Source organism: Amycolatopsis jiangsuensis, assembly GCF_014204865.1.
GTDB classification, from domain to species: domain Bacteria; phylum Actinomycetota; class Actinomycetes; order Mycobacteriales; family Pseudonocardiaceae; genus Amycolatopsis; species Amycolatopsis jiangsuensis.
In genome coordinates this window covers 5057698-5083794 of record NZ_JACHMG010000001.1, presented here as the reverse complement: position 1 = coordinate 5083794, position 26097 = coordinate 5057698, and the positions used below count along the sequence as shown (strand labels likewise).

Below are 26097 nucleotides of genomic sequence, written 5' to 3'. Positions count from 1 at the left end.
CGCTCGCGGCATTACAGTCGGACGTATGCGAGTCGTCATCGCCGGTGGACACGGTCAGATCGCCCTGCACTTGGAACGGCTGCTCGCGCAGCGGCGCGACGCACCCGTCGGCATCGTGCGCAACCCCGACCACGAACCGGAGCTGACCGCGGTCGGCGCCGAGACGGTGGTGCTCGACCTCGAGAAGTCCGATGTGGACACGGTCGCGCAGGTGCTGCAGGGCGCGGACGCCGCGGTGTTCGCCGCGGGCGCCGGGCCCGGCAGCGGTGAATCCCGCAAGGACACCGTCGACCGCGGCGCCGCGGTACTCTTCGCCGAGGCCGCCGGGCAGGCCGGGGTCCGCCGGTTCGTGCAGGTCGGTTCCATGGGCGCGGACAACCCGGACGCGCCCGGCCTCGACCCGGTGTTCGCCACCTATCTGCGGGCGAAGCAGGCCGCGGAGGAAGACCTGAAGACGCGCGATCTCGACTGGACGATCCTGCGGCCCGGCGCGCTCACCAACGAATCCGGCACCGGGCAGGTGAAGATCGCCGAGAAGACCGGCCGCGCGAGCGTTCCGCGTGAGGACGTGGCGGCAGTGCTGCTCGCCTTGCTCGACACCCCGGCCGCAGCCGGGCGCACACTCGAGCTGATCTCCGGCGAGGACTCGATCGAAGACGCGGTGTCCGCGCTCTAGGATCGGCGACCGTGCGCGATATCGCGGTTTTCAGTGGCAGTGCTCATCCGGAACTCGCCGAGGAGATCTGCACCCAGCTCGGGGTGCCGCTGCTGCCGGTGCGGATCGACCGGTTCGCCAACGACTGCCTGCAGGTCCAGCTCCAGGCCAACTGCCGCGAGCGGGACGTTTTCCTGATCCAGCCGCTGGTCCGCCCGGTGCAGGAAAACCTGGTGGAGCTGCTGCTGATGCTCGACGCCGCCCGCGGCGCCTCGGCGGCACGGGTCACCGTGGTGATGCCGCACTACTCGTACGCGCGTTCGGACAAGAAGGACGCGCCGCGGATCTCCATCGGCGCCCGGCTGGTCGCCGATCTGATGGTGACCGCAGGGGCGAACCGGGTGCTGACGATGACCCTGCACTCGCCGCAGGTGCACGGATTCTTCAGCGTCCCCGTCGACCATCTGCACGCCCTGCACGAGCTGGCCCGGCACTTCCGCCGGTACGACCTGTCGAACACCACCGTCGTGTCACCCGACCTGGGCAACGCCAAGGAGGCCGCGCACTTCGCCCGGCTGCTCGGCGCGAAGGTCGCGGCCGGCGCCAAACAGCGTTACGCCGACGACCGGGTGGAGATCACCTCGATCATCGGCGAGATCACCGGCCGCGACGTGATCGTGCTCGACGACGAGATCGCCCGCGGCAGCACGGTGCTGGAACTGCTCGACCGGCTGCGGGAGATGGAGCCGCGGTCGATCCGGGTGGCCTGCACGCACGGGTTGTTCGCCGATCAGGCGCTGGCCCGGATCGGCGACCAGGAGGACGTGCTGGAGATCGTGTGCACCAACACCGTCCCGATCCCGGACGGGGAACGCACCGGAAAGCTGCGGGTCCTGTCGATCGCGCCCGCGCTGGCCGAGGCGATGCGGCGAATCCACAACGGAGAGTCGGTCAGCTCGCTGTTCGAACCGTCGTGACCGCTCAGGCCGGTCCGAGCACCCGCTCGAGATAGGTGTTGGTGAAGATGCCTGCGGGGTCGCATTCCTTGCGTACTCGCAAAAAATCGTCGAAACGCGGGTAGCGCGTGCGGAGCGTGTGCACGTCGAGGTCGTGCATCTTGCCCCAATGCGGGCGGCCCCCGACCTGGTCGGCGATCGCGGCGAACCCGGCGAAGTACTCCCGGTAGGGCATGCCGGTGAACTGGTGGATGGCGATGTACGCGCTGTCGCGGCCGTGCGCCGTGGACAGCCAGATGTCGTCGGCCGCGGCCACGCGCACCTCGACCGGGAATATCACCGGGTCGGCAAGGCGGGGGACCAGCGCACGCAGTTCGGCGAGCACGTCGTGCAGGCTTTCCCGCGGGATGGCGTACTCCGATTCCACGAACCGCACCCCGCGGTGGGTCACGAAGACCCGATGCGACAGGTCGGAGTACTCCCGGGCGGACAACACCCGCGCGGCGAACCCGCCGAGCGGGCGCACCAGCCTCGGGACCCGCCGGCCGACCCGGCAGATGCCGCCGAACGCCACGTTCTCGGTCAGGTCGTAGTCGACGAACTGGCGCGCCCTCGACAACGGCTTGCGTTCGGCGTCCAGCGGCAGCCGGTTGTTGCGCTTGACCAGGGCGTTGCGGCCGTAGGGGAACCAGTAGAACTCGAAGTGGTCGTTGGCCGCCGCGGACTCGTCGAAACCGGCCAGCACCTGCTCCAGCGGCTCGGGCCGTTCCTGCGCGGAGAGCACGAACGACGGTTCGCACTGCAGCGTCACCGTGCTGATCACCCCCAGCGCACCGAGGCCCACGCGCGCGGCGTGGAACAGGTCGGGCCGCTCGTCCGCCGAGCAGGTGACCACCGAGCCGTCCGCGAGCACCAGCTGCAGTGCGACGATCTGGGTGGAGATACCGCCGAACCGCGCGCCGGTTCCGTGGGTACCGGTGGAGATCGCGCCGGCGATGGTCTGCGCGTCGATGTCGCCGAGGTTCGTCATGGCGAGGCCGACGCCGTCGAGTGCGGCGTTGAGCCGGCGCAGTGTCGTGCCCGCACGCACGGTGACCTGGTGTGTTTCGAGGTCGACCTGCTCGATCCCGGTCCAGCGGGTGAGGTCCAGCGCGTCCGAATCGGCGGCTGCGATCGCGGTGAACGAGTGCCCGCTGCCCAGCGGGCGCAGCCGGCGGCCCGTGGTGGACACCCCGCGTACGACGTCGGAGATCTCCGCCGTGCTGCGCGGGCGGTGCACCCGGCCCGGATTCGCCTTGGCGGTCCCGGCCCAGTTGGTCCACGGAGTCATGCGCCCACCCGTTCGTCGCCTCGGCAGTGTGGTCCTCACGGTAGTTGCCGAGACCGTAAGTGAATAGTATTCGCGTTTCAAGGCTTCGTGTCGTACGGTGAACGGGTGACCAGCACCGCGCACGGGTACGACCTCGCGACCAAGGACCTGGATCCGCCGTTCGCGATCGTCGACCTGGACGCCTTCGACGCGAACGCCGACGACCTGCGCCGTCGTGCCGCGGGCAAGCCGATCCGGGTGGTCAGCAAGTCGGTGCGGTGCCGGGCGCTGCTGGAGCGGGTGCTCGCCCGCGACGGCTTCGAGGGGCTGATGTGCTACTCGCTGGCGGAGGCGGTGTGGCACGTCGAGCAGGGCACCACCGACGACATCGTGGTCGCCTACCCGACCGCCGACCACGAGGCACTGCGCCGGTTGGCCGCCGACGACCGCGCGCGGGCGGCGATCGCGATCATGGTCGATTCGGCCGAGCACCTCGACCTGGTCGACGCCGCGCTCGGGCACGGACACCCGGAGATCCGCGTGTGCCTGGAACTCGACGCGTCGTGGCGGCCGGTTCCCGGGGTGCACGTAGGAACGCGGCGCTCGCCGGTGTTCACCGTGCGCGACGCGGTGTCCTTCGCGCGCGAGATCGTGGCCCGTCCGGGTTTCGCGCTCGCCGGGCTGATGGCGTACGAGGGGCAGATCGCCGGTCTCGGCGACGCGGCGGGCAGCGGTCTGCAGAACCGGGTGATCAGCTGGATGCAGCGTCGTTCGGCGGCGGAGCTGGCCCGGCGCCGGGGCGCGGTGGTGCGTGCCGTACGGAATCTGGCGAACCTCGAGTTCGTCAACGGCGGTGGTACCGGAAGCATCGAAACCACCGGCGCGGAGGACGTGGTCACGGAAATCGCCGCAGGTTCGGGGCTGCTCGCGCCCACGCTGTTCGACGGCTACACGCGCTTCCACCCGAGCCCCGCCGCGTTGTTCGCGCTGCCCGTGGTGCGCCGCCCGTCCCGCACCGTTGCGACGTTGTTCTCCGGCGGCTACATCGCCTCCGGTCCGGCCGGTCCGTCACGGGTACCGTCGCCGTATCTGCCGGAAGGGTTGCGGCTCCTGGGTTTCGAGGGCGCCGGCGAGGTACAGACGCCGGTCACCGGCGCGGCAGCCCGCGACCTGCGCCTCGGCGACCGGGTGTGGCTCCGGCACGCGAAAGCGGGCGAGCTGGCCGAACGGTTCACCGATTACCACCTACTGAGCGGCGGTCAGCGAGAACGCACCGTGCCCACCTACCGCGGCGAGGGGCAAAGCTTCGGCTGAGTGGTGACTGGTGCCGAGCCCCGACAGCTGATCGGCCCGGCTGAGCCCGTTCACTCCCCGAAACGGCTGGCCAGGTATCCCTTCACCACGTGCTTCGCCTCCGCGACGATCCGGTCGTCACCTTGTGGATCGCGGCGGAAGGCGAATTTCAGCAGCGCGTCCGCGGTCTCGTTGGCGATCGCGATGGCGAAGCGCAGTTCGTCGGCCGGGCGGTCGAGCTGTGCCCGCAGGATCTCCACCAGGGAATCGACGATCACCGAGTTGTTGTCACGTTCGGCGTCCAGCAGCTGCAGGTCGATCACGTCGCCGAAGTGCACCTTCGAGAAGCCCGGGACTTCACGGTGCATCTGCAGGTAGATGTCGAGCACCGAGTCCACGATGTTCCACCAGTGCTCCGGGCTGAGCTCCTGCAGCCGCTCGTTCACCGCGGCCACGAAGCGTTCCAGGTTCCGCTGCGTCAAGGCCTGCACGACCGCGCGCTTGTCCGGGAAGAACTGGTACAGCGAACCGACCGCGACGCCGGCGCGCTTGGCGATCAGCGTGGTCGTGAGCGCGTCGTAGCCGACCTCGTCGATCAGGCGCGCGCTGGCGTCCAGCATCTGCTCCACCCGCCGCGCGCTGCGCTGCTGCACGGGCTTGCGCCGGAGCGGGGTGGGCTCAGCCTGGGTGTCGGCCACTGGGTTCCTCGGACTTTCTCCCGAAACGCTCATCTGATCCGGGACTTTAGCGCCCTCGACGGCTTCCCCCTGGACGAGTGACGACCTAACATATGAGAACTTTTCACGTTCACCCGGACGGGTGGCAGGAGGAAAAGGGGATCAGCGTGAACCATCCGACCTTCCCGCCCGAGTTCCAGTGGGGTGTCTCGACCTCGGCCTTCCAGATCGAGGGCGCCACGGCCGAGGGGGGTCGCGGACCGTCCATCTGGGACACCTTCACCGCGACCGGGGGCAAGATCGCGCGGGACGAGGACGCCAAGGTAGCGGCCGACCACTACCACCGCTACCCGGAAGACATCGCGCTGATGGCGGATCTCGGCGTCGGCGCCTACCGGATGTCGTTCGCGTGGCCGCGGATCCAGCCGGACGGGACCGGGAAGCCGAACGCCGAGGGGCTCGCGTTCTACGACAAGCTGCTGGACGAGGTCTGCGCGGCCGGGATCTCCCCGGTCGGCACCCTCTACCACTGGGACACCCCGCAAGCCCTCGAAGACGCCGGCGGCTGGCTCTCGCGTGACACCGCCGACCGGTTCGCCGACTACGCCGCCATCCTCGCCGGGCACTTCGCCGACCGGGTGCGGCAGTGGATCCCGCTCAACGAGCCGATGGTCATGTCGATTTACGGCTACGGCATCGGGGAATACGCCCCAGGGCAGCTGCTCCTGCTCGACGCCCTGCCCACCGCGCACCACCAGAACCTCGCGCACGGCCTCGCCGTGCAGGCCCTGCGGGCGGCGGGCGCGACCGGCATCGGGTGCGCGAACAACCACTCGCCGATCTGGCCCGCGCACGACACCCCTGGCGATCAGGCGGCCGCCGCCTGGCTCGACGCGTTGCTCAATCGGACCTTCGCCGATCCGATGCTGCTCGGCAGCTACCCGGAGCAGGTGCACCCGCACCTGCCGGAGAATTTCGCCGACGACCTGGCGACCATCGCGCAGCCACTGGACTTCTACGGCGTCAACTACTACGAACCGCAGGGCGTGACCGCACCCGGCGAAGGCAACCCGCTGCCGTTCCAGCTGCGCGCGATCGAGGGTTATCCGATGACCAGCAACGATTCGCCGATCGTGCCGGAAGGTCTGCGCGAGCTGCTGGTGTCGTTCCACGCGCGCTACCGCGAGCACCTGCCGCCGATCCAGATCACCGAAAACGGCTGCAGTTTCGCCGACGAACCCGGTCCGGATGCCGCGGTGCACGACCCGGAGCGGATCGACTTCCTGGCGAACCACCTGCGTGCCGTGCGCGAGGCGATGGATGCCGGCGTCGACGTGCGCGGATACTTCGTCTGGTCGTTGCTGGACAACTTCGAATGGTCGAAGGGCTACGCGCCGCGGTTCGGGCTCGTGCACGTGGACTACGAGACCCAGCGTCGTACGCCGAAGGACTCCTTCGCCTGGTACCGGAAGCTGGTGCGCCATGAGTGAAACCACCGCGGCCGGCCTTCCCGAGGCGCTCGCCGAACCGGTCGCGCGCGTGCGGGCCGGGTGGATGAGCCTGCTGTTCGTCGCGAACATCGCGCTCTGGCTCGGCGTCTACGCACCGATCCAGGTGTTGCTTCCGCAGCAGGCCGAACTGCTCGACGCGGCGCACAAGGAGACCGTCTTCGGTGTGGTGACCGGGATCGGCGCGGCGGTCGCGCTGGTCGCGAACCCGGCGATCGGGCTGCTGTCGGACCGCACCTGTTCACGGTTCGGCCGCCGGCACCCGTGGACGGTCGCCGGCGCGGTGGTCGGCGCGGCCGGGCTGCTCGTGCTCGCCGAGGCGCCGAACGTCGTCGTGATGACCGTCGGCTGGTGCCTGGTGCAGGCCGGCCTCAACGGCATGCTCGCCACGCTCATGTCAGGGATCGCCGACCGGGTGCCGGTCGGACAGCGGGCGCAGGTCGGCGGCCTCGTCGGCATCGCGCAGATGCTCGGCACGGTCCTGGGCGCGGTGGTGGTCGTGGTGATGCTCGACCTGGCCGGGCTGCCCCTCGGGTACGCGGCGTGCGCGGCGATCGTGCTCGTGGGCGCGGCCGCGTTCGTGCTGCGCACGCCGGACGCGCGGCTGCCGGTGGCGTTCCGGCCGAGCGGCCGGCTGCGGGAGGTGCTGGCGAACCTCTGGGTCTCGCCGCGGCGGCACCCGGACTTCGCCTGGGCATGGGGCTGCCACTTCATGATCAACCTGGGCAACGCGTTCGGCACGCTGTACCTGCTGTTCTTCCTCAAGGACGCGGTGCACTACCCGGATCCGGACACCGGGCTGCTGATCATGATGGGGCTCTACGGCGTGGCGCTGGTGATCGGTGCGGTGCTGGCCGGGCACTTCTCGGACGCCTCCGGTCGGCGCAAGCCCTACGTGCTGCTGTCCGCGGCGGTGATGGCGCTGGCCGCGCTGCTGCTGGTGGTGTGGCAGACCTGGCCGGTCGCGCTCGTCGCGTCGCCGCTGCTGGGTGTGGGGTTCGGGATCTACATGGCGGTCGCGCTCGCGATGCTCACCCAGGTGCTGCCCGCCGCGCAGGACCGGGCGAAGGACCTTGGCGTCGTGAACATCGCGAACTCGCTGCCACAGGTGGTCGCGCCCCTGCTGACCACGCTGGTGCTGCGCTGGCTGGGCGGCTACCCCGGACTGTTCGCGGTGTCGGCCGCCGCGACGCTGCTGGCCGCGGTACTGGTCACGCGGGTCCGGTCGGTGCGCTGAGCCGCCGCTGGTTCCCGCTGCGCAGAGGCGGGGTGCGGGTGGAACCGCGGGCCGGTGCCGGTCGGGGGAGGGGAGTGCTACGGCACCGGCCCGCGGAGTTCGGGTTTCGCTACCGGCGGGTTCGCCGACTGCGAATGATCTTCAACTTAGCTCCCGATTATCGCGTTCGCTAGGTGTTCCGGCGAAAATTCTCGATTAATCGTAGAAGCTGGGGTGGCCGAGGGCAGATTTCGTCACGCTCCGGGGTGCGGACGAACACTGCCCTCGGCCGGGCGAGGTGCCGGATGGCGATCCGGAGGGGCGGTCCGGACGGCCACGCGCTCGCCGGTCCCATGGGAACGGGGACGGTCACCGGATCGGACGGTGACCGTCCCCGGGGCGGGCGCCGACCGGTCGGGGGTCAGCCGGCGCCCGGGTCTCGGGGTGGTGCGGTGATCGGCCAGGCGGGCCGACCACGGGGTGGTGCGGTGACCGGCCAGGGGGGCCGGTCGTGGGTGGTGCGGTGACCGGCGGGGTGGGGCCGGTCTCGGGTGTTCGACTGGCTGGGCCGGTCCAGGTGCTGCGGTGACCGGCCAGGGCAGTCGGGTCTGCGGTGCGTGCGGTGATCGGCCGGGTGAGGCCGATCGGGGGTACCGCGGTGCTCGATCGAGTGGATCGGTCGGTGCGGGTGGTGCGGTCCTGCGGTGATCGGCCGGGCCCGGCCGATCTGTGGTGCGGATGGTGCGCGGGTAGAGGACCGGCTCAGGCGGTGACCGGGCGGGGGGTCACCAGTGCGTGCCTGCCGGTGGTCTCGGCGGGGGTCGGGCGCTCGGCGCGTCGCGTCTGGCCGGGGACCAGGCCGCGCCGGGTGCCGGGGCCGGTGGTGGGCTGGCCGTGGGACAGGGCGTGCGGGGCGAGGCCGCCGGCGACGAGGTGTTCGTGCGCCACCTGCCACACCGAGCACGGCGCCTTGCAGCGGTGCCACCGGGTCGAGCAGGTGGGGCAGTCGCCGCGCTCGTCGGGTTCGTGCGCCTGCAGCATGGCCCGCCAGCCCTCGGCCAGCCGTGGCAGTTCCGAACGGGCCACCGAGACGAGCGACGGGGCGTCGGCGCGCTGCGCCAGCTCGGTCAGCATGTCGAGGCGTTCCCACACCGCGTTGCGCAGGACCTGCCCGAGTACCTGATCCATGGAGAAGCTCACCGTTACCTTTCCGCCAGCTTGGCGGCTTCGTTGAGCGCGGCCCGGAGCTGGCCGAGCTGACCGGACGTGAGACGCGCGGTCTCCCCGGGCGGGGACACCACCACGACCTCGCCCTCCTCGACGAACACCGTGACGGCCCGCTCACGGCTGATCAGATCGCCGCACTGCACGCGCCACACGAGCTGCCCGCCCTCGTAGTGCCGGACGCCCGCGGTGCGGGGATCGGTGACGGCCGGAGCCGGACGGGACGCCGTGACGACTCCCTGGGCGCCCGGGGAGCCCGGCCGGACGGACCGCACCGCGGTCCCGGCTTGTCCTCCACCGAGCGAGTCCATGAACTCCACTGGCCCTCCACGCTCCTCGTCGCCGGGATGCACCTTGCCGGATGCATCCCCGCCGGCAGATCTGTGTCGTCGGGTTCATCGCTCTCCGTGATCGCTGCCGGTGTCCGGGCGGTGACGGAGATCTGACAACTACAGTGAGGTGAAACCGGGTGCGAGAGAAGGTCGAAACCGCGTCATAGCGGTGACCGGGCGGGGTTCCACGGTAAGCGGTCAGTGGAGTTCAGTTCGGCCGATCAGACCCGCTGTCCACTGGTTTCACAAGGTTCTCGCAGTGTGCTTAGGGTGCCAGCAGACGCCCGAAAGACGGTGAGGGTGCGCGATGGACGCCAGTACTGGCAAAGGTTCCGGACTCCCCGGCGCCGAGGTCCGGCCGGGTAGCCCGGTCCCGGCCGAGGCATGGGAACAGCCCGAGATGCGGTCGGCCCTTGCCGGCCGCGAGATCAGTGCCGTGTACCGCCTGTTGCGCAAGCACGGGGTATCGCAGCGGCAGATCGCGGCGATGACCGGCCAATCGCAGTCCGAGGTGTCGGAGATCCTCAAGGGTCGCCAGGTCATGGCCTACGACGTGCTCACGAGAATCGCCGACGGCCTGGGTGTCCCCCGTGGATACATGGGTCTCGCCTACGACGAGACCACGGCGACCCGGGTCGTCGGCGCCGCCGACGGCCGGCAGGCTGAGGAGGACGAGTCCGTGAAGCGACGGAGGTTCCTCGCGCACGCCGCCCAGGTCACGATGGGTGCGGCGGTGTTCGGATCGGAATCCGGGACGTGGTCGGAAGCTCCCGCGCGCACGCCCGCCCCCGGGCGCATCGGCATGACCGACGTGCGCCAGGTGGAGGCGGCGACCAGGGCACTGCGCTCGCTCGACTACCAGTACGGCGGCGGGTTCTGCCGCGACGCCGTCGTCGCGCAGCTGAGCTGGGGCCAGCAGATGCTCGACTCCAGTTCCGCCGAGCCGGTCAAACAGCGCCTGTTCACCGCGATCGCCGATCTGCACAGCCTTGCGGGCTGGACCTCGTTCGACACCGGGCTGATGGACTCCGCGCGCGGACATTTCGCGCAGGCGCTGGACCTGGCCAAACAGGGCGACAGCCATCCGCTGGTGGCGAACGTGCTGTACCGGATGGGCCGGGTCTACCTGCACCAGGACGCGCCGAACGACGCGCTCAAGCTCTTCCAGCTCGGCCAGATCGCCGCGCAGGAATCCGGTTCCGAGCTGGCGGTCGCCGTGCTGTGCGCCAACGAGGCGTGGGCCTACGCGATGATGGGCAACGAGGACCAGGCGGTGAAGCTGCTCGGCCGGAGCAAGGACGAGTTCACCCGCGCCGACGTCGCCAACGCCGAGTCCTGGGTGAAGTTCTTCAACGAGACTGACGTCTACGCGATGACCGGCACCGTGCACACCGTGCTGGCGCAGAAGAACCCGGAGCACACCAAGTACGCGATCCCGGCGCTGACCAGGGCGGTCGACGCCTACACCGACGACATGGCGCGCAGCAAGACGTTCATGCTCAGCGCACTTGCCACCAACCACCTGCTCGACGGCGACATCGACCACGGGGCGAAGGTCGGGGCCAAGGCGATCGACTGCGCGGAGAGCATCAAGTCCGCGCGGGTCAAGGACCGGATGCGCCCGCTGCAGACGGAGGCCGAACGGCGCCGGAACAACGCCGATGCCCGGGACCTCGCCGACCGGCTCAAGATCTTCTACGCCGCCTGAGCCGGCCGATCCTCCTCGCCACGGTGTCCGACGGGCGGTTCACGCCCGGGAAGCTCCGCCGCGTGCTGACGTCGACGTGTGAGCGGCTGGAGCTGGACCCGTCCGGTGCGCAGTTGCTGCGATTCACCAACAACGCCGTGTACGCGCTGGTCCGCGCGCCGGTGGTGGTGCGGATCGTCGGCTCCACCCGGTTGCGTCACCGCGTCGGCACGGTCGTGCGCGTGGCCGAGCACTTCGCCCGGCACGGCATTCCCGCGGTGCGGTTGCTCGAGGGCGTCGACCAGCCGATGCACGTGGACGGGCATCTGGTCACGGTCTGGCACCGGGTCCCGGTCACCGGACCGCCCGCCTCGCCCGCGCAGCTGGCCGAGCTGCTGCACCGGGTGCACGATCTGGCCCCGCCGGCCGGGCTCGTCGAGTGGACGCCGCTGCGTACGGTGCGGGCGCGCGTGCAGGACGCGGAGGAGCTGGCCGAGAGCGACCGGCGGTTCCTGCTGGCGCGCTGCGCCGAGGTCGAGGACCGGCTGGCCGGCCTGGATTTCCCGCTGGCCACGGGGTTCGTGCACGGGGACGCGTACCCGGGCAACCTGATCCCTGGCCCGGACGGTCCGGTGCTCTGCGATTTCGACTCGTCCTGCGTCGGCCCGCCGGAATGGGACCTGACGCCGCTCGCGGTCGGCCGTGAGCGGTTCGGGGATCCGCCGTGGCAGTACGCGGAGTTCGCCCGCGCGTACGGCTTCGACGTGACGGCGTGGTCCGGGTTCGCCGTGCTGCGTGCGGTGCGGGAGCTGAAGCTGACCACCAGCGTGCTGCCGATCCTGCGCAGTCATCCGCCGGTGCGGTCCGAACTGCGCCGGCGCCTCGCCGACCTGCGCAGCGGCCGTACGGACACGCAGTGGGCGCGCTACCGGTGACACCCGTGTGCACGTGCATTCGCAGACTGCAGACGACCGTTCGTCGCTTACCCGTGGATGGCTGACACGGTCGTGCTCTGTGCAGAAAATTCGGCCCGGCAGTTCGCCCCATCCGGAGCAGTGCTAATCCCATAGTGCAACTTGCCACTACAGAAAGTGAGATCGACCGTCAGGTGAGGCTGACCGGTGCCCGGGTGAGCACCACGGCGAAGCCGAACGCCAGCCCCATCACGGTCAGCTCGAGCGTCGCCCACGAGGCGATCGCGGTCCGCTGGTGACGCACGATCCGCGGCATCAGCCGCCAGCGGAGGTTCGCCGCCAGCAGCGCGATGACGCCGGTGCACAGCAACTTGAGCAGCATCAGCTGACCGTAGGGCGTGGTGAACAGCCCGGCCCAGAAGCCGATCGTCGGGTTCGCCAGGATTTCCACGATGCCGTTGAACAGGCCGGTCACCGACGACAGCATCAGGCACAGCGTGGCCAGTTTGGAAAACCGGGGCAGCGCGTGGCCGAGCAGCGTGCGGTTGGCGGCGAGCAGCACGATCATCGCGCCGAGGCCGCCACACCAGGCGACCGCGCTCATCACGTGCAGCTCCAGCGAGATCATCGTGTAGTCGTGGTAGGTCCAGTTCGCCGCGTGGCCGGTGACCGGCAACGGCAGCAGCGCGAACATTCCCACGCCCACCCGGACCTCGGCCGGCACCTTCTCGCCCTTGCGCACGGCGAAGAACCCGAGCACCGCGTGCAGCAGCGCCAGCACCGCGACGATGACCAGCGCCTTGCCCGCGCCCACCTCGGAGATGTAGGCGCCGATGTCGGCCGGGGTGAGCGTCGGCGAGCCCGGCTTGTACTCCGCGGTCTGCAGGATCAGCGCGACCACCGAGCAGGCCGCCCACACCAGCGCGGCGGCGACCGCGGCCGGCCGCGCCTTGCGCAGCACGGGCTCGGTGAGTTTCGGCCGGTCGTAACCGACCAGCACGGACAGCAGCGCCAGCCCGATCGTCGTGACCGCGGACAGGTCCATCAGCACGCGCACGATCGGGATGGCGGCCGAGACCACCTCGCTGGGTTCCACCACACCCGGGACGGGCGCGGACGCGGTGAGCGCGACACCGATCAGCGCGCCCAGCAGCCCGGCGGTGACCACGCACAGCAGCGTGGCCCAGCGGACCTGCGAGGTGGTCTCGGCACGGGTCACTGGTCTTCCTTCTCCGCACCCGGGTCCCGGCCGGTGCGCAGCGCCACGGTCAGCCCGATCGCCAGCAGCACGACCGCGCCGGCGATCCACACCCAGATCGGCACCCCGCCCGAGGAGGAGGAATCCGCGGCCGGTGCGGCCGACGCCGGCGCACCGGCCGCCTTGGCCGCGTCCACGCTCGCCGGCGTGCCGGTGCCCGCGGTGGTGAGCGTGAACGGGATCTCCCCGGACACCGGATGCCCGTCCGCGGACAGGATGCGGTAGCCGATCGTGTACTTGCCCGCCGGGCCGAGCGCGCGCAGCGGGGCGCTGAGCACGTTGTTCTCCACGGTGACCGGCCCCTCGGCCCACTGTCCGCCGTTCGGCCCGGTCACCGCGATCTGGTTGACGTCCGCGTTCTGCACGTACTGGTCGAAGGTCAGCGTGACCTTCGACGGTCCCTTCGCCACCGACGCGCCGTTGCCGGGGTCGGAGCCGATCAGCACGTTGTGCGCCAGCGCCGGGGTGGCCGTGGCGAACAGGGCCACCCCGGCGATCGCCAGCGCGAGGAGGGTTTTCCGCATCACTTGGTTCCTTCGGTCTTCGTCGCGGGACGGCGGGAGCGCAGCACGGCACCCGCGCCGATCCCGAGCCCGAGCGCGCCGACCACCAGGCCGGCCCCGCCGAGCCAGCGCGCGGTGGTGTCCGACGACGCCGAGGCGGCCTCGGTCCCGGTGCCCGACGAGGTGTCCGACGAGGCAGCCGCGTCGTGCCCGTCCTCGGACTCCGCTGCCGCCAGCTTCACCGTGGGCGCCGGGTGCTCGGGTTCCTCGCCACTGGCGGGGGTCGGCTCGTTCCACGAAACGACCTTGCCACCGTCGTAGGTCTGGATGGCCGGGAAGGCGAGCTCGTCGACGTTGCCCGGCAGCGGGCCGCCGCTGATCTCGAACTCCTGGAACTCGTCCGGACCGATCTTCGTCCCGGCCTGCGCGGTCCACACCACCTTGGTGACCGCCTCGGTGATCTTGGTGCCGGACGCGGTGGTCACCGGCTGGGCCAGCGGCGACTTGGTGACCGCGGCGCTCCAGCCGGGGATCGGCTTGGTGCGCACGCTGCCGACGCCGTACTCCGGTTTGAGGTCGACCTCGAGCTTGACCGTGCCCTGGGTGGCGTCCTCGTTGGGGACGCGGAAGAAGATCGTGCCGTAGCCGCCCTTGCTCGGCTGCTCGCCGTAGACGTTGGCGGTGACGTGTGCCGACGCGATGCCCGCGCCGAGCAGGCCGGTGGCCGCGACGGTGGCGGCGAGCACGCCGGCGCGCCGGATGACGTGAGGGGACACAACTGCTCCTGAACAGGAATGAGCCGACGACGGACGCGCCGCACGCCGGGAGAGTGGGAAAGGGGGCGTGAGTGCTGAGTCCGGTCCGAACCGGCTTGGACACACACGTTGGGTTCAGGAGTGCTGTGGTGGGCCACGCCGGCGGCGTATGCGGCGGAGGTCGGTCTGCAGGAGCGTGGTGGCTTCGGCCGGCCGGGGCGGCAGCGGCGCACCCGCGGCGGCGGGGACCGGCAAGGGCCGGGGCAGCGCGGGAAGGATCGTCCGGAGCGCGTGCAGGACGCCGAGCAGCATCGCGTCCGCGCGGGCCAGCAGCAGCGCTGTAACCAGGGTGGCGATCGCGTGCGTGGCGGTCATCGCCCAGCCATCCGGGCGGCCCGGCGCGGAACCGTGCTCGTGCCCGGACAGTGTGGTGAGCACCAGGTGCATCAGCAGCTGGCCGCCGCCGAGCACGGCGATCGTGGCGAGCGGTCCGCGGGCGCGCCCGGCGAGCGCGGTGGCGGTCCAGCCGAGCAGCGCGGTGAGCAGCAGGGTGAGCGCGGTGTCCGGCAGACCGCCGTCCGCCACGGCGTGCGCGGTGACAGCGAGTGACGCCGAACTGACGGCAAGCAGTGCGCCGCGAGCGGCCGCGAGTGCGCCGCGGTACCTGCCCGGAGTGCTCACCGGGGCAAGCCTATCGGCACTCCGCTGGGTGACCGAAGCCTCTCGAATGGTGAACTTCGGCGTGAAACGCACAGGTGAACCCATTTCGATCAGGTAAAGACCGTCCGGCCGAGGTGGTTACTTCGGTTGCCGTAAGGCCCGCAATAGGAAACGGTGGACAACCACAGACAGCTGCAGGGTTTACCCGCCGTCATAGTGGGTAGTCACTCTGCCGATCGATGGGCTACTCCGAACGGGTGACGCGCGGAGTACACACGCAGCGGGAGAACGAATACGGATGAACCTCTTCGAGTACATCTCGGACCGGTGGGACAAGTTACTGCTGCAGGCCTATCTCCACACCAGCCTGGTCGTGCAGTGCACGATCATCGCCGCCGTGCTGGGCGTGCTGATCGGCATCGCCGTGTACCGCAGTGCCATCGGTTCCGCTGTCGCCACCGCGCTGGCCAGCACGATCCTCACCGTCCCGTCCTTCGCCCTGCTGGGCCTGCTGATCCCGCTGTCCGGCCTCGGCTCGACGACCGCGGTGATCGCGCTGGTGCTCTACGGGCTGCTGCCGATCGTGCGCAACACGATCGTCGGCCTCGACAGCGTCGATCCGGCGATCACCGACGCCGCACGCGGGATCGGGATGAGCCGGACGTCCGTGCTCACCCGGGTCGAGCTGCGGCTGGCCTGGCCCGCCATCCTCACCGGGATGCGCGTGGCCACCCAGATGCTGATGGGCATCGCGGTCATCTCGGCCTACGCGAAGGGACCCGGCCTCGGCTCGCAGGTCTTCTCCGGCCTGACGAACGCGGGCAGCACGAACTCCCTGAACCAAGCCCTCACCGGCACGCTGGGCGTGGTCATCCTCGCCCTCGTGCTCGACGGCATCTTTGTCCTGATCAAGCGATTCACCATCCCGAGGGGTGTCCGTGTCTGAGCCCACCGAAGTCTCCGGCGTCGAGATCGAGCTGGACCACGTCACCAAGCGCTACTCCGGAACCCGCGTCCCGGCCGTGGACGATTTCTCGATGGTCGTGCCCGCCGGCAAGATCGTCGTGTTCGTCGGCCCGTCGGGCTGCGGCAAGACCACCACGATGCGGATGATCAACCGGCTGGTCCAGCCGACGTCCGGCCGGATCACCATCGGCGGCGACGACGCGCTCAAGCTCGACGTCGACACGCTGCGCAGGCGGATCGGGTACGCGATCCAGCAGGCCGGGCTGTTCCCGCACTTCACCGTGTCGCAGAACATCGGCGTGGTGCCGGGTCTGCTCGGCTGGGACAAGAAGAAGGTCACCGACCGGGTCGAGGAGATGATGGACCTGGTCGGGCTGGACGCGGCCGAGTTCCGCGACCGCTATCCTCGCCAGCTCTCCGGTGGTCAGCAGCAGCGCGTCGGCGTGGCCCGTGCGCTCGCCGCGGACCCGCCGGTGCTGCTGATGGACGAGCCGTTCGGCGCGGTCGACCCGATCACCCGCGGCAACCTGCAGGACGAGCTGCTGCGGCTGCAGACCGACCTGAAGAAGACGATCGTGTTCGTCACGCACGATTTCGACGAGGCGGTGAAGCTCGGCGACAAGATCGCGGTGCTCGGCAACCAGTCGAAGATCCTGCAGTACGACACACCGGAGTCGATCCTGGCGAACCCGGCGGACGACACCGTGGCCGGTTTCGTCGGTGCCGGTGCTTCGCTCAAGCAGCTGACCCTGATGCGGGTGCGCGACGTCGAGCTGCAGCAGGACGCGCTCACCACCACTGTCGACGAATCGCCTGCCGCGGTGCGCGAGAAGCTCAGTACCCAGCGCAAGCAGTTCGCGCTCGTGCTCGACCAGCGGCGCCGTCCGGTGCGCTGGGTGCACGCGCGTGAGCTGACGAACGCCACGTCGCTGGGCTCGGTGGGCAAGCCGCTGCGCGACATCGTGAGCCTGCAGTCGACGTTGCAGGACGCGCTCGAGGCGATGCTCGCCGAGGGTGGTTCGGTGCCGGTCACGGGTTCGCGCGGGGAGTACGCCGGCACGATCAAGCTGGAGACGGTCATCGCGACCATCCAGCAGCTGCGTGACGACTACGCCAGTGACGCCGAGGAGACCGCCGGCGAAGGGGCTTCGGCATGACCGCGGCCGTCGACACGGGGTTCAGCACCGAGTCCGGCTCCCGCCGGGCCGACCGCGTCCGCCTGCTCGCCCAGCCGATCGCGGTGCTGGTGATCGTCGCGGTCACGCTCGGCATCGTCTTCGGCACCGGGGTGACCGCCACCGAGGCGGGCACGCTCAACGCGACCTCGCTGCTCACCGCGCTGCGCGACCACGTGCTGATGACCATCGTGGTCACCGCGATCGTGGTGCTGGTCGCGGTGCCGCTCGGGGTGATGGTGACCCGGCCGTGGGCTCGCTGGCTCGCGCCGGTCTTCCTCGCCGTCGCGAACATCGGGCAGGCCGCGCCCGCGCTGGGTGTGCTGGTGCTGTGGTTCATCTTCACCGGTGCGACCGGCGGGCTGTGGGTGGCCGCGCTGCCGCTGGCCTTCTACTCGCTGCTGCCGGTGCTGCGCAACACCATGGTCGGCATCCAGCAGGTGGACCCGGCACTGGTGGACGCCGGACGCGGGATCGGGATGTCCGCGTCGAAGGTGCTGTGGCGGGTGGAGTTCCCGCTCGCCATCCCGCTGATCCTGGCCGGCCTGCGTACGTCGCTGGTGCTGGCCGTGGGTACCGCGACGTTCGGCATGTTCGTCAACGCGGGCGGGTTCGGGCTCCTGATCGATACCGGCTACAAGCTCAACCTGACCAAGGTGCTGATCACCGGTTCGGTGCTGGCCGTCGCGCTGGCGCTGCTGGTCGACTGGCTGGGCGCGGTGGCCGAACAGTACTTCGGACCGAAGGGGTTGCGCTGATGAACGTCCTGAAGAAGGCGGGCGCGCTGGCCGGTGCCGCGGTACTGGCCGGGACGCTGTCGGCCTGCGGGCTCGACCTCAACACCGCACTGCCGTACTCGATCCAGCCCGGTTCCATCCAGCCGATCCCCCAGCTGCAGGGGCAGCGGGTGATCGTCGGATCGAAGGACTTCACGGAGAACATCATCCTCGGCTACATGGCCGAGATGGCGTTGTCCGCGGCCGGCGCGGACGTGGTGGACCTGACCGACATCAAGGGCTCGAACTCGTCGCGGCAGGCGCTGCTGAACGGGCAGAGCGACCTGGCCTGGGAGTACACCGGCACCGGCTGGATCAACTACCAGGGCAACGAGCTGCCGGTACCCGGCGGGGAGCAGGCGCAGTACGACGCGACCGCGAAGGCGGACGCGGAGAAGTTCGGCGTCACCTGGCTGAAGTACTCGCCGCTCAACGACCAGTACGCCTTCGCCACCACGGAGGCCTACGCGAAGAAGAACAACCTCAAGACCACCTCGGACCTGGCGAACTTCCTCACGCAGAACCCGGACCAGGCGCAGTTCTGCCTGGAGACGGAGTTCACCAGCCGGCAGGACGGGTTCCCGGCGGCGGTCAAGGCCTACGGCCTGAAGAACCCGAAGATCGAGAACTTCGGGATCGGCACGATCTACTCCGCGGTGGCCAACGGCACCTGCCCGATCGGTGAGGTGTTCACCACCGACGGCCGGATCCAGGGGCTGAACCTGCGCGTGCTCGAGGACGACAAGAAGGCGTTCCCGCAGTACAACGCCGCGGTGACGTTGCGCACCGACTTCCTGAACCAGCATCCGGAGATTCGCGGTCCGCTGGAGAAGGTGACCGCGGCGATCGACAACAAGCAGATGGTCGAGCTGTGCAAACAGGTCGACGTGGACGGCAAGGACGCCGGCACCGTCGCCCACGACTGGATGCTCAAGAAGGGCTTCATCAAATAGCCCCGAAGTCCGTGAAGGCCCCTTTCAGTTCTCTGAAAGGGGCCTTCACGGCTGCACGGGTGTGTTCAGACGCCCAGCCGGTGCAGGAGCTGGTCCTCCAGGCGCGCCAGCTCGCCGGTCACGCCGCGGTGTGCGGCCTTGCGGCGCGGCGCGGGCATCCGTTCCGCGGCGCGCACGGTGGCCGAGAGCTGCTCCAGCGTCGACTGTGCCTCGTCGGCGAACTTCCGGTCCGCGTCGGTGGCCTTCCCCGACTTCCGCAGCTCACCGAGCCCCTGTACGAGACCGGCGATCCGCGCGTGCAGCCCCGCGCCGCGGCCGGTGTACTCGCCGAGCTGGTCCACCGCCACGCCGAGCTTGCGCGCCTGGTAGCGGTCGTAGGCCTCACGGGCCGCTCCCGCGGCGCGGATCGCGTACGGCGCGACCACCGGAAGCACCGCGGGGCCGAGCACCTTGGCCACCGCGACCGCGTTCTTCGCCTTCTTCGGGGTGATCCGGGCTTCACCCACGTCCTGCTTCTTCTTGGCCTTGCTCTCTGTGGCCGTGTTCTCCTTGGCCTTGCGCGCCATGGCCCTACCTCCAACGCCGTGTCGGGCTCGAACTTACTGGTCCCGGCGGTGGCGGGCATGTCGGCTCGCGGCGGATAGAGTGATCGTCATGGGAGACGAGGTGCTGCTCGACGCGGGCGCGGTCAGCCGGTGCCGGCGCCGGGTGCACCTGGAGCACGACCCGGACATGCGCGACGTGCCGCTGCCGCCGCCGGACCCGACCGCCCAGCAACGTATCGACGACGCCACCGCGCACCGCGAAGCCATCGCCCGGCAGCTCGCCGAGGCCACCGGACCGGACGCCACCTGGGTGCACATCAAGCGGGCGCTTCCGGCCGCGGAACGCGTGCTGCGTACCGAAGAGGCCTTCGCCGAAGGGGCGCAGTACATCTGGGGCGCGCTGCTGCCCGGTGATCCGGTCGGCCACCGCCGCGGCGGAGTGGACCTGCTCGTGCGCACCGCGACCGGGTACGTCCCGGTGCTCGTGGTGCGGCACCGGATCACCGACCGCGGGCAAGGCGCGCCGACCACCGTGCTCACGGATCTGGACCCGGCACACCGCGGTCCGGACGAGGCACGCAAGGTCCGTGCGCAGCCGCGGGACCAGCTGCGGCTGGCACATCTGCGCCGGATGCTGCAGACCTACGGGAAGGCCGAGCCCGACCGTGCGGTCGGCGGTGTGATCGGGCTGGATGCCGACGTGGTGGTGTGGCACGACCTCACCGCGGGCACCTGGCCGGGCGGACGTAGTGCGCTGGACGAGTACGACGCCCGGTTCGCCGACCGGCTCGCGGTGGCCACCGCGGCCGCGACCGGCGCCGAGGCGCTGGCCGCCCCTTCGCGGGTGCTGGAGTGCCGGCGGTGTCCGTTCTGGCCCACCTGCGAGGTGGCGCTCACCGAAAGCCGCGACGTGAGCCTCGTGGTACGCGGGGAGGACGCCGGGGAGCTGCGCAAGGCCGGGGTGTCCACTGTGGACGAGCTGGCCGCGCTCGACCCGGCGGCCGAGGCGCCGACGAGGAACTGGACCGGCGGCACGTTCACCGACGCGATCATGCTCGCGCGGGCGTGGCTGGCCGACCTGACGGTGGTCCGCCGCGCGCCCCGGGTGCGGGTGTCGAGGGCGGACGTCGAGATCGACGTCGACATGGAGAGCTTCGGCGACGCGGGTGCCTACCTCTGGGGCACCTGGCTGTCCGGAGTGGACATCGGTGTGCCGCAGGGGTATCGCGCGTTCGCGACCTGGGATCCGCTGCCCACCGACGACGAGGCACGTTCGTTCGCGCAGTTCTGGGCCTGGTTCACCGACATCCGCGAACGTACGCACGCCGCGGGGCTGACCTTCCGCGCCTACTGCTACAACGCACTCGCCGAGAACCGCTGGCTGTTCGGCTCGGCCGAACGCTTCGGTGCGTACCCCGGGATCCCCGCCAAGGCCGCCATTCAGTCCTTTGTGGATTCCGAAGAGTGGGTGGACCTGTTCCGCAGCGTCACCGACCAGTTCCTGTGCTCCCGGGGCAAGGGGCTCAAGGTGATCGCCCCGGTGGCCGGGTTCTCGTGGCGTGACCCGGAAGCCGGCGGCGAAGCGTCCATGCGCTGGTACCGCGACGCGGTCGGCATGGACGGCGCGGTCCCGGACGAGAGCCAGCGCGAGCGGCTGCTGCGCTACAACGAGGACGACGTGCTGGCCACCCACGCGCTGCGCGAGTGGATGACCAGCCGGGCCGACGCCGAAGTGCCCTACATGCTCGACCTCTGACTCCGCCTCAGCGCGGAGCCATCCGCAGCGAACCGTCCATCCGGACGACCTCGCCGTTGAGGTAGTCGTGGTCGATCAAGGACAGCGCGAGCTGCGCGTACTCGTCCGGGCGGGCCAGCCGCTTCGGGAACGGCACCCCGGCCGAAAGCGTGGCGCGGAACTCGTCGCTGACCGTGGCGAGCATCGGCGTGTCGACGATGCCGGGCGCGATGGTCAGCACGCGGATTCCGTGCGAGGCCAGGTCGCGCGCGGCCGGCAGGGTCAGGCCCACCACCCCGCCCTTCGAGGAGGCGTAGGCGACCTGCCCGATCTGCCCCTCGTAGGCGGCGACCGACGCGGTGTTGATGATGACGCCGCGGGCGTCGTCGGCGAGCGGTTCGGTCTTCGCGATCGCTTCCGACGCGACCGTGAGGACGTTGAACGTGCCGATCAGGTTGATCTGGATGACCTTCGCGTACAGCGCGAGGTCGTGCCGGCCCTTCTTCGACAGGATGCGCGCGGACGGGCCGATCCCGGCGCAGTTGACCACGGTGCGCAGCGGTACGCCGGAGCCGGCCGCGGTGTCGACGGCCACCTGGACCTGGTCCGGGTCGGTCACGTCGGCCTCGACGTAGGTGACGCCCTCGACCTGCTCGGCCTTCTCGATCGAGGCGGCGAGGTCGAGCGCGAACACCCGCGCGCCCTTGGCGGCCAGTGCCCTGGCGGTGGCCCCGCCCAGGCCCGAGGCGCCGCCGGTGACGAGCGCTGCGGTGTCGGTGATCTGCATGTGCTGCCTTCCTCCTGCTGCGGGCTCCTGCCAGAAGGTTAACGCTCGTTCGCGCCGCGCAGGCGTGTGCCGTCTCACCCGCTCCTCGTCGCGAGGAGTATTCGGCCGCGTCCACTTCCGTTAGCGCTGCGGTCAACTCCGGCTGTCACCTTCGTGCACTATGAGCGCTGCTCGGATCGTCGTGGTGGGGACCGGATACGTCGGATTGACCACGGGGGCGTGTCTCGCGAGCCTGGGACATCGCGTCACCTGCGTGGACGTGGACAAGGTGAAGGTGGCACGGCTGTCGGCCGGGCAGGTGGACATCCTCGAACCGGGGCTGGCCGAACTCGTCGAACGCGGGCTGGGCAGCGGACGGCTGACGTTCGTCGTCGGCGCACGGGACGCGGTGCGTGGCGCCGAGGGGGTGTTCCTCTGCGTGCCGACGCCGATGGGTGCGGGTGGGTCCGCGGACCTGCGTGCGGTGGAGGCGGTGACCGCGGAGATCGGTGACGTACTGCCGTCCGGCTGTGCGGTGATCACCAAGTCGACCGTGCCGGTCGGTACCGCGCAGCGGATCCGCGCGATGATCGGCCGGGACGACGTGCCGGTGGTGTCCAATCCGGAGTTCCTGCGTGAGAGCACCGCGGTACGGGACTTCCTGCATCCGGACCGGATCGTGGTCGGCTCCGACGCACCTGCCGCGGCACGCTGGGTCGGCGAGCTGTACGCCGGCCTCGCCGCGCCGGTCGTACTCGCCGACGCGGCGAGCGCGGAGCTGGTGAAGTACGCGGCGAACTGCTTCCTCGCGCTCAAACTGTCCTATGTGAACTCGATGGCCGAACTGTGCGAACGGCTCGGCGCGGACATCGACCTGGTCACCGAAGGCATGGGCTACGACCGGCGGATCGGCCGGACGTTCCTCAGGCCCGGGCCGGGCTGGGGCGGGTCCTGCCTGCCGAAGGACACCAGCGCGCTGGTGAAGGTCGCCGAATCGGTGGACTACGACTTCCGCATGCTGACCTCGGCGATCGGCGAGAACATCGCGCAGCGCGACCGGGTGGTGGCCAAGATCGCCGGTGCCTGCGGCGGGACACTGGCCGGCGCCCGGATCGGCGTGCTCGGCCTCGCGTTCAAGGCGGGCACGAACGATCTGCGGGATTCGCCCGCGCTGGCGGTGTCCTCGGTGCTCGGCGCGCTGGGCGCGGAGATCACCGCCTACGACCCGGCGGTCTCCGGCGGGATCGACGGGATGACCGTGGTCGACGACCCGTACCAGGTGGCCAAGGACGCGGACGTGGTCGTGGTGCTCACCGAATGGGCCGAGTTCCGCAATCTCGACTGGCCCGCGATGGCCGAGGCGATGGAGGGCGACGACGTGGTGGACACCCGCAACCTGCTCGACCCGCGGATGATCCTCGACGCCGGCCTGTCCTGGCAGGGCGTCGGCCGCCCCCGCGCGGCGCGGCGGCAGGTGGCGGTTTCCTGACGTTCTTCTGGCATCCTGATCCGGTCGGAACCGGACAGGAGGCCCGCTGGTGCTCTTTCCCTACATCGTGGTCGCGGTGGTGTTCGCGGCAGTGCTGATCGCTTCCGGAGCGGGCAAACTCGCCGGTGCCAAGCAGATCGTGGAGAACCTCACCCGGGTCGACGTGCCCCGCAAGGCCTTCCCGCCACTGGCCGCCTGCGAGTTCGCCGGTGCGGCGGGCCTGATCGCCGGAATCTGGGTGCCGGCACTGGGCATCGCGGCGGCGATCGGCGTGCTGCTGTACTTCCTGCTCGCCGTCGCCCGGCACGTGCAGAAGAAGGACGCGAACGGAATGACCCCGGCCGCGGTGCTGCTGATCCTCTCGGTGGCGGTACTCGTGCTGCGTATCTCGCTGGGATAGAAACGCGGTTGCCCCGCGGGTTACCGTGGGTGTGGCATCGCGTGTCGGTCACCGGCTGGGTGAGGCATGGAGGTGCCGGAATGCCTTCTGGAGGCATTGTTCGTGTCCGTTTCTGTCGAACTGAATCATCTGATCGTTCCGTCCCGGGACAACCGGGAATCCGCCGAGTTCCTCGCGCGTCTGCTGGACGTGGAGATCGGCATCGAGTGGGGGCCGTTCATCCCGGTGGAAACCGGCAATGGCGTCCGGCTCGACTTCGCCACCGTGCCGGTCGAGGACCTGCGCTTGCAGCATTACTGTTTCCTCATCCCGGAAACCGATTTCGACGCGTTCTTCGCGCGGCTGAAGGAAACCGGGGTGGACTACTTCGGTGCGCCGGGCGGCGGGATGCCCGGCGAGATCAACCACAACCACGGCGGCCGGGGCGTCTACTTCCTCGACCCGGGTGGCAACGGTATGGAGGTCATCACCCAGCCGTACGAGCCGGAGCGGAGGCGGCCCGGCACCTGGTGACAAGTCGTTAGCAACGCGTACGATCCCGGGCATGTTCACGACCCGACCGGAGCTGACCGGTACCCACGGCATGGTGGCATCGACCCACTGGCTGGCCTCGGCCACCGGGATGGCGGTGCTGGAGAACGGCGGCAACGCCTTCGACGCCGCGGTGGCCGCGGGGTTCGTGCTGCAGGTGGCCGAACCGCACCTCAACGGGCCGGGCGGGCAGGTGCCCGGGATCTTCGTGACCGCCCACGACCGCACGCCGCGGGTGCTGGCCGGACAGGGGCCGGCGCCCGCGGCGGCGACCATCGAGCACGTCACCGGACTGGGGCTCGACCTGGTCCCGGGCAGCGGGCTGCTGGCCGCTACGGTGCCGGCGGCGTGGGACGCGTGGTTGCTGCTGCTGCGTGACCACGGCACGAAGTCGCTGCGCGAGGTGCTCGGCTATGCGATCGGATACGCGCGGAACGGCGTGCCGTTGGTCAGCCGGGTCGGCCACACCGTGCGCACCGTGCAGGAGCTGTTCACCGAGCACTGGCCCACGTCCGCCGCGCTGTGGCTGACGGACGGAAAACCGCCGGCGACCGGGCAGCTGCACCGGAATCCGGCGCTGGCCGGCACGTGGGAGCGGCTGCTCGCCGAGGCGGAAGCCGTATCCGGGCGCGAAGCGCAGATCGACGCGGCCCGCCGGGCGTGGTCACAAGGCTTCGTTGCCGAGGCAATCGAAGCCTTCTGTCGCAAGGCTTTCCGCGATGCCTCCGGACGCGACCACGCGGGTCTGCTGACCGCGCAGGATCTCGCGTCCTGGAGCGCGTCCTATGAGGATGCCCTGATCACCGACCTCGGCGACTGGAGCCTCGTCAAGTGCGGCGGCTGGACGCAGGGGCCGACGCTCGCCCAGCAGGCTTTGCTGCTGAACGGCTTCCGCGATGAGTTGTCCTATGTGGACGGTATTCCGTCGGCGCGGACGGTGCACCTGGCGGTGGAGGCCACGAAGCTGGCGTTCGCTGACCGCGAGGCCTGGTACGGCGACACCGACGTACCGCTCGACGTGCTGCTTTCCGCGGAGTACACCGATGCGCGGCGGGCGTTGATCGGCGACGAGGCGAGTGGCGAGCTGCGCCCGGGTGCGGCGGCGGGCGAGCCGAAGCTGCCGGCGATCCTCGACTCGCTTCGTGGCGCGACCTCCGGGGACGGTGCCACCGGCGAGCCCACGGTCGGCCCGCAGGGCCAGGTACGCGGCGACACCGTGCACCTCGACGTGGTGGACGCGGCGGGCAACCTGATTTCGCTGACGCCGTCGGGCGGCTGGCTGCAGTCCAGTCCGACGATCCCGGAGCTCGGCTTCTGCCTCGACTCGCGCGCGCAGATGTTCTGGCTCGAACCGGGTCTGCCCAACTCGCTCGCGCCGGGCAAGCGACCGCGCATCACGCTTTCGCCGTCCATGGCCCTGCGCGACGGCGAGCCCGTGCTCGCCTTCGGCACCCCGGGCGGCGACCAGCAGGACCAGTGGCAGCTGTGTTTCTGGCTGGCACACACGCTCGGCGGTCTGAATCTGCAGGAGGCGATCGACTCGCCGGCCTGGCACACCACCGCGTTCCCCAGCTCGTTCTACCCGCGCTCCTGGAACCCGCGCGAGGTGGTCGCCGAATCGCGGCTCGGCCGGGCCACCCTGGCCGAGCTGACCGAACGCGGGCACCAGGTGGTCGACGCCGGGGAGTGGGCGCTGGGCAGGCTTTCCGCGGTGTCCCGTTCCGGCGGCATCCTGCGCGCGGCCGCCAACGCGCGCGGCATGCAGGGCTACGCGGTGGGCCGCTGAGTCATCCGCGGCGACCGGCCGCTGAGGG

26 protein-coding genes are annotated in these 26097 nt (G+C 70.3%); 16 read left to right on the top strand and 10 right to left on the bottom strand.

Translation table 11 applies throughout. The annotated features are described in order from the left end of the window. Nucleotides 1-25 precede the first annotated feature (25 nt). Nucleotides 26-676: an SDR family oxidoreductase gene (locus tag BJY18_RS22875; RefSeq protein ID WP_184781904.1), complete on the top strand. Its 651-nt coding sequence runs from the start codon at nucleotides 26-28 to the stop codon at nucleotides 674-676. An 11-nt stretch (nucleotides 677-687) separates the two neighbouring features. Continuing rightward, nucleotides 688-1632, top strand: a complete 945-nt coding sequence (locus tag BJY18_RS22870; protein WP_184781903.1) for a ribose-phosphate diphosphokinase — start codon at nucleotides 688-690, stop codon at nucleotides 1630-1632. Nucleotides 1633-1636: 4 nt separating this feature from the next. On the opposite strand, the gene BJY18_RS22865 is transcribed toward BJY18_RS22870, so the two are convergent. Beyond that, nucleotides 1637-2941 carry a D-arabinono-1,4-lactone oxidase gene (locus BJY18_RS22865; protein WP_184781902.1) on the bottom strand — a complete coding sequence of 435 codons (1305 nt, stop codon included), beginning with the start codon at nucleotides 2939-2941 and terminating at the stop codon, nucleotides 1637-1639. 105 nt (nucleotides 2942-3046) lie between these two features. Between BJY18_RS22865 and BJY18_RS22860 the strand changes: the two genes are divergently transcribed. After that, on the top strand, nucleotides 3047-4234 hold the full coding sequence (locus tag BJY18_RS22860) for an amino acid deaminase/aldolase (RefSeq protein ID WP_184781901.1): 1188 nt from the start codon (nucleotides 3047-3049) through the stop codon (nucleotides 4232-4234). Nucleotides 4235-4284: 50 nt separating this feature from the next. On the opposite strand, the gene BJY18_RS22855 is transcribed toward BJY18_RS22860, so the two are convergent. Next, nucleotides 4285-4944: a TetR/AcrR family transcriptional regulator gene (locus BJY18_RS22855; RefSeq protein ID WP_184781900.1), complete on the bottom strand. Its 660-nt coding sequence runs from the start codon at nucleotides 4942-4944 to the stop codon at nucleotides 4285-4287. A gap of 113 nt (nucleotides 4945-5057) precedes the next feature. On the opposite strand from BJY18_RS22855, the gene BJY18_RS22850 reads away from it, so the two are divergent. Both BJY18_RS22850 and BJY18_RS22845 read left to right on the top strand, forming a co-directional pair. Beyond that, on the top strand, nucleotides 5058-6380 hold the full coding sequence (locus BJY18_RS22850) for a GH1 family beta-glucosidase (protein ID WP_184781899.1): 1323 nt from the start codon (nucleotides 5058-5060) through the stop codon (nucleotides 6378-6380). Next, nucleotides 6373-7635, top strand: a complete 1263-nt coding sequence (locus tag BJY18_RS22845) for an MFS transporter (RefSeq protein ID WP_184781898.1) — start codon at nucleotides 6373-6375, stop codon at nucleotides 7633-7635. Before BJY18_RS22850 ends, BJY18_RS22845 begins: the two co-directional genes overlap by 8 nt. A gap of 741 nt (nucleotides 7636-8376) precedes the next feature. Here BJY18_RS22845 and BJY18_RS22840 read toward each other — a convergent pair. Together BJY18_RS22840 and BJY18_RS22835 are read right to left on the bottom strand one after the other, a co-directional pair. Beyond that, complete coding sequence (locus BJY18_RS22840) at nucleotides 8377-8802, bottom strand: hypothetical protein (protein ID WP_184781897.1); 426 nt, start codon at nucleotides 8800-8802, stop codon at nucleotides 8377-8379. Between the two features lie 14 nt (nucleotides 8803-8816). Further along, nucleotides 8817-9158 carry a hypothetical protein gene (locus BJY18_RS22835; protein WP_184781896.1) on the bottom strand — a complete coding sequence of 114 codons (342 nt, stop codon included), beginning with the start codon at nucleotides 9156-9158 and terminating at the stop codon, nucleotides 8817-8819. Between the two features lie 319 nt (nucleotides 9159-9477). Here BJY18_RS22835 and BJY18_RS22830 point away from each other — a divergent pair, with 319 nt between their 5' ends. After that, a complete protein-coding gene (locus BJY18_RS22830; protein WP_184781895.1) occupies nucleotides 9478-10878 on the top strand; it encodes a helix-turn-helix transcriptional regulator in 1401 nt (466 codons plus the stop codon). Between the two features lie 23 nt (nucleotides 10879-10901). After that, nucleotides 10902-11792: a phosphotransferase enzyme family protein gene (locus BJY18_RS22825; RefSeq protein WP_184781894.1), complete on the top strand. Its 891-nt coding sequence runs from the start codon at nucleotides 10902-10904 to the stop codon at nucleotides 11790-11792. Between the two features lie 169 nt (nucleotides 11793-11961). On the opposite strand, the gene BJY18_RS22820 is transcribed toward BJY18_RS22825, so the two are convergent. The 4 genes from BJY18_RS22820 to BJY18_RS22805 form a co-directional block, all read right to left on the bottom strand. After that, nucleotides 11962-12990, bottom strand: coding sequence for a CopD family protein (locus tag BJY18_RS22820; protein WP_184781893.1), 1029 nt, complete (start codon nucleotides 12988-12990; stop codon nucleotides 11962-11964). Continuing rightward, entirely contained in the window at nucleotides 12987-13553 is a 567-nt protein-coding gene (locus BJY18_RS22815; protein ID WP_184781892.1) for a copper resistance CopC family protein, read from the bottom strand. Before BJY18_RS22815 ends, BJY18_RS22820 begins: the two co-directional genes overlap by 4 nt. After that, nucleotides 13553-14308, bottom strand: coding sequence for a YcnI family copper-binding membrane protein (locus BJY18_RS22810; protein WP_184781891.1), 756 nt, complete (start codon nucleotides 14306-14308; stop codon nucleotides 13553-13555). The genes BJY18_RS22815 and BJY18_RS22810 overlap by 1 nt, the downstream gene beginning before the upstream one ends. A 114-nt stretch (nucleotides 14309-14422) precedes the next feature. Beyond that, on the bottom strand, nucleotides 14423-14917 hold the full coding sequence (locus tag BJY18_RS22805; RefSeq protein ID WP_184784780.1) for a hypothetical protein: 495 nt from the start codon (nucleotides 14915-14917) through the stop codon (nucleotides 14423-14425). Nucleotides 14918-15245: 328 nt separating this feature from the next. On the opposite strand from BJY18_RS22805, the gene BJY18_RS22800 reads away from it, so the two are divergent. Genes BJY18_RS22800 through BJY18_RS22785 form a run of 4 tightly spaced genes read left to right on the top strand, consistent with a single transcriptional unit; the run spans nucleotide 15246 to nucleotide 18817 of the window. Beyond that, nucleotides 15246-15893: an ABC transporter permease gene (locus BJY18_RS22800; protein WP_184781890.1), complete on the top strand. Its 648-nt coding sequence runs from the start codon at nucleotides 15246-15248 to the stop codon at nucleotides 15891-15893. Then, entirely contained in the window at nucleotides 15880-17070 is a 1191-nt protein-coding gene (locus BJY18_RS22795) for an ABC transporter ATP-binding protein (RefSeq protein WP_184781889.1), read from the top strand. The genes BJY18_RS22800 and BJY18_RS22795 overlap by 14 nt, the downstream gene beginning before the upstream one ends. Continuing rightward, nucleotides 17067-17846, top strand: a complete 780-nt coding sequence (locus BJY18_RS22790) for an ABC transporter permease (RefSeq protein WP_184781888.1) — start codon at nucleotides 17067-17069, stop codon at nucleotides 17844-17846. Before BJY18_RS22795 ends, BJY18_RS22790 begins: the two co-directional genes overlap by 4 nt. Further along, a complete protein-coding gene (locus BJY18_RS22785) occupies nucleotides 17846-18817 on the top strand; it encodes a glycine betaine ABC transporter substrate-binding protein (RefSeq protein WP_184781887.1) in 972 nt (323 codons plus the stop codon). Before BJY18_RS22790 ends, BJY18_RS22785 begins: the two co-directional genes overlap by 1 nt. Nucleotides 18818-18882: 65 nt before the next feature. Here BJY18_RS22785 and BJY18_RS22780 read toward each other — a convergent pair whose 3' ends face one another. Continuing rightward, nucleotides 18883-19383: a DUF6474 family protein gene (locus BJY18_RS22780; RefSeq protein ID WP_184781886.1), complete on the bottom strand. Its 501-nt coding sequence runs from the start codon at nucleotides 19381-19383 to the stop codon at nucleotides 18883-18885. A gap of 88 nt (nucleotides 19384-19471) precedes the next feature. On the opposite strand from BJY18_RS22780, the gene BJY18_RS22775 reads away from it, so the two are divergent. Further along, nucleotides 19472-21118, top strand: coding sequence for a TM0106 family RecB-like putative nuclease (locus BJY18_RS22775; RefSeq protein WP_184781885.1), 1647 nt, complete (start codon nucleotides 19472-19474; stop codon nucleotides 21116-21118). Nucleotides 21119-21125: 7 nt separating this feature from the next. Here BJY18_RS22775 and BJY18_RS22770 read toward each other — a convergent pair whose 3' ends face one another. After that, nucleotides 21126-21884 (bottom strand): SDR family NAD(P)-dependent oxidoreductase, encoded by a 759-nt coding sequence (locus BJY18_RS22770; protein WP_184781884.1) that lies wholly within the window; start codon nucleotides 21882-21884, stop codon nucleotides 21126-21128. Nucleotides 21885-22044: 160 nt separating this feature from the next. On the opposite strand from BJY18_RS22770, the gene BJY18_RS22765 reads away from it, so the two are divergent. From BJY18_RS22765 to BJY18_RS22750, 4 genes are all read left to right on the top strand, one after another. Next, entirely contained in the window at nucleotides 22045-23352 is a 1308-nt protein-coding gene (locus BJY18_RS22765) for a UDP-glucose dehydrogenase family protein (RefSeq protein ID WP_184781883.1), read from the top strand. Between the two features lie 49 nt (nucleotides 23353-23401). Beyond that, on the top strand, nucleotides 23402-23752 hold the full coding sequence (locus BJY18_RS22760) for a DoxX family protein (RefSeq protein WP_184781882.1): 351 nt from the start codon (nucleotides 23402-23404) through the stop codon (nucleotides 23750-23752). A gap of 102 nt (nucleotides 23753-23854) precedes the next feature. Further along, complete coding sequence (locus BJY18_RS22755; protein ID WP_312873929.1) at nucleotides 23855-24265, top strand: VOC family protein; 411 nt, start codon at nucleotides 23855-23857, stop codon at nucleotides 24263-24265. Between the two features lie 31 nt (nucleotides 24266-24296). Then, nucleotides 24297-26069 (top strand): gamma-glutamyltransferase family protein, encoded by a 1773-nt coding sequence (locus BJY18_RS22750; protein WP_184781880.1) that lies wholly within the window; start codon nucleotides 24297-24299, stop codon nucleotides 26067-26069. Nucleotides 26070-26097: the final 28 nt, after the last annotated feature.

What these genes read in the sequence shown, in the direction of transcription:
- BJY18_RS22875 (WP_184781904.1), top strand. Translation starts at nt 26, where the DNA reads ATGCGAGTCGTCATCGCCGGTGGACACGGTCAGATCGCCCTGCACTTG.
- BJY18_RS22865 (WP_184781902.1), bottom strand. Translation starts at nt 2,941, where the DNA reads ATGACTCCGTGGACCAACTGGGCCGGGACCGCCAAGGCGAATCCGGGC.
- BJY18_RS22855 (WP_184781900.1), bottom strand. Translation starts at nt 4,944, where the DNA reads ATGAGCGTTTCGGGAGAAAGTCCGAGGAACCCAGTGGCCGACACCCAG.
- BJY18_RS22845 (WP_184781898.1), top strand. Translation starts at nt 6,373, where the DNA reads ATGAGTGAAACCACCGCGGCCGGCCTTCCCGAGGCGCTCGCCGAACCG.
- BJY18_RS22840 (WP_184781897.1), bottom strand. Translation starts at nt 8,802, where the DNA reads ATGGATCAGGTACTCGGGCAGGTCCTGCGCAACGCGGTGTGGGAACGC.
- BJY18_RS22830 (WP_184781895.1), top strand. Translation starts at nt 9,478, where the DNA reads ATGGACGCCAGTACTGGCAAAGGTTCCGGACTCCCCGGCGCCGAGGTC.
- BJY18_RS22815 (WP_184781892.1), bottom strand. Translation starts at nt 13,553, where the DNA reads ATGCGGAAAACCCTCCTCGCGCTGGCGATCGCCGGGGTGGCCCTGTTC.
- BJY18_RS22800 (WP_184781890.1), top strand. Translation starts at nt 15,246, where the DNA reads ATGAACCTCTTCGAGTACATCTCGGACCGGTGGGACAAGTTACTGCTG.
- BJY18_RS22790 (WP_184781888.1), top strand. Translation starts at nt 17,067, where the DNA reads ATGACCGCGGCCGTCGACACGGGGTTCAGCACCGAGTCCGGCTCCCGC.
- BJY18_RS22785 (WP_184781887.1), top strand. Translation starts at nt 17,846, where the DNA reads ATGAACGTCCTGAAGAAGGCGGGCGCGCTGGCCGGTGCCGCGGTACTG.
- BJY18_RS22780 (WP_184781886.1), bottom strand. Translation starts at nt 19,383, where the DNA reads ATGGCGCGCAAGGCCAAGGAGAACACGGCCACAGAGAGCAAGGCCAAG.
- BJY18_RS22775 (WP_184781885.1), top strand. Translation starts at nt 19,472, where the DNA reads ATGGGAGACGAGGTGCTGCTCGACGCGGGCGCGGTCAGCCGGTGCCGG.
- BJY18_RS22770 (WP_184781884.1), bottom strand. Translation starts at nt 21,884, where the DNA reads ATGCAGATCACCGACACCGCAGCGCTCGTCACCGGCGGCGCCTCGGGC.
- BJY18_RS22765 (WP_184781883.1), top strand. Translation starts at nt 22,045, where the DNA reads ATGAGCGCTGCTCGGATCGTCGTGGTGGGGACCGGATACGTCGGATTG.
- BJY18_RS22750 (WP_184781880.1), top strand. Translation starts at nt 24,297, where the DNA reads ATGTTCACGACCCGACCGGAGCTGACCGGTACCCACGGCATGGTGGCA.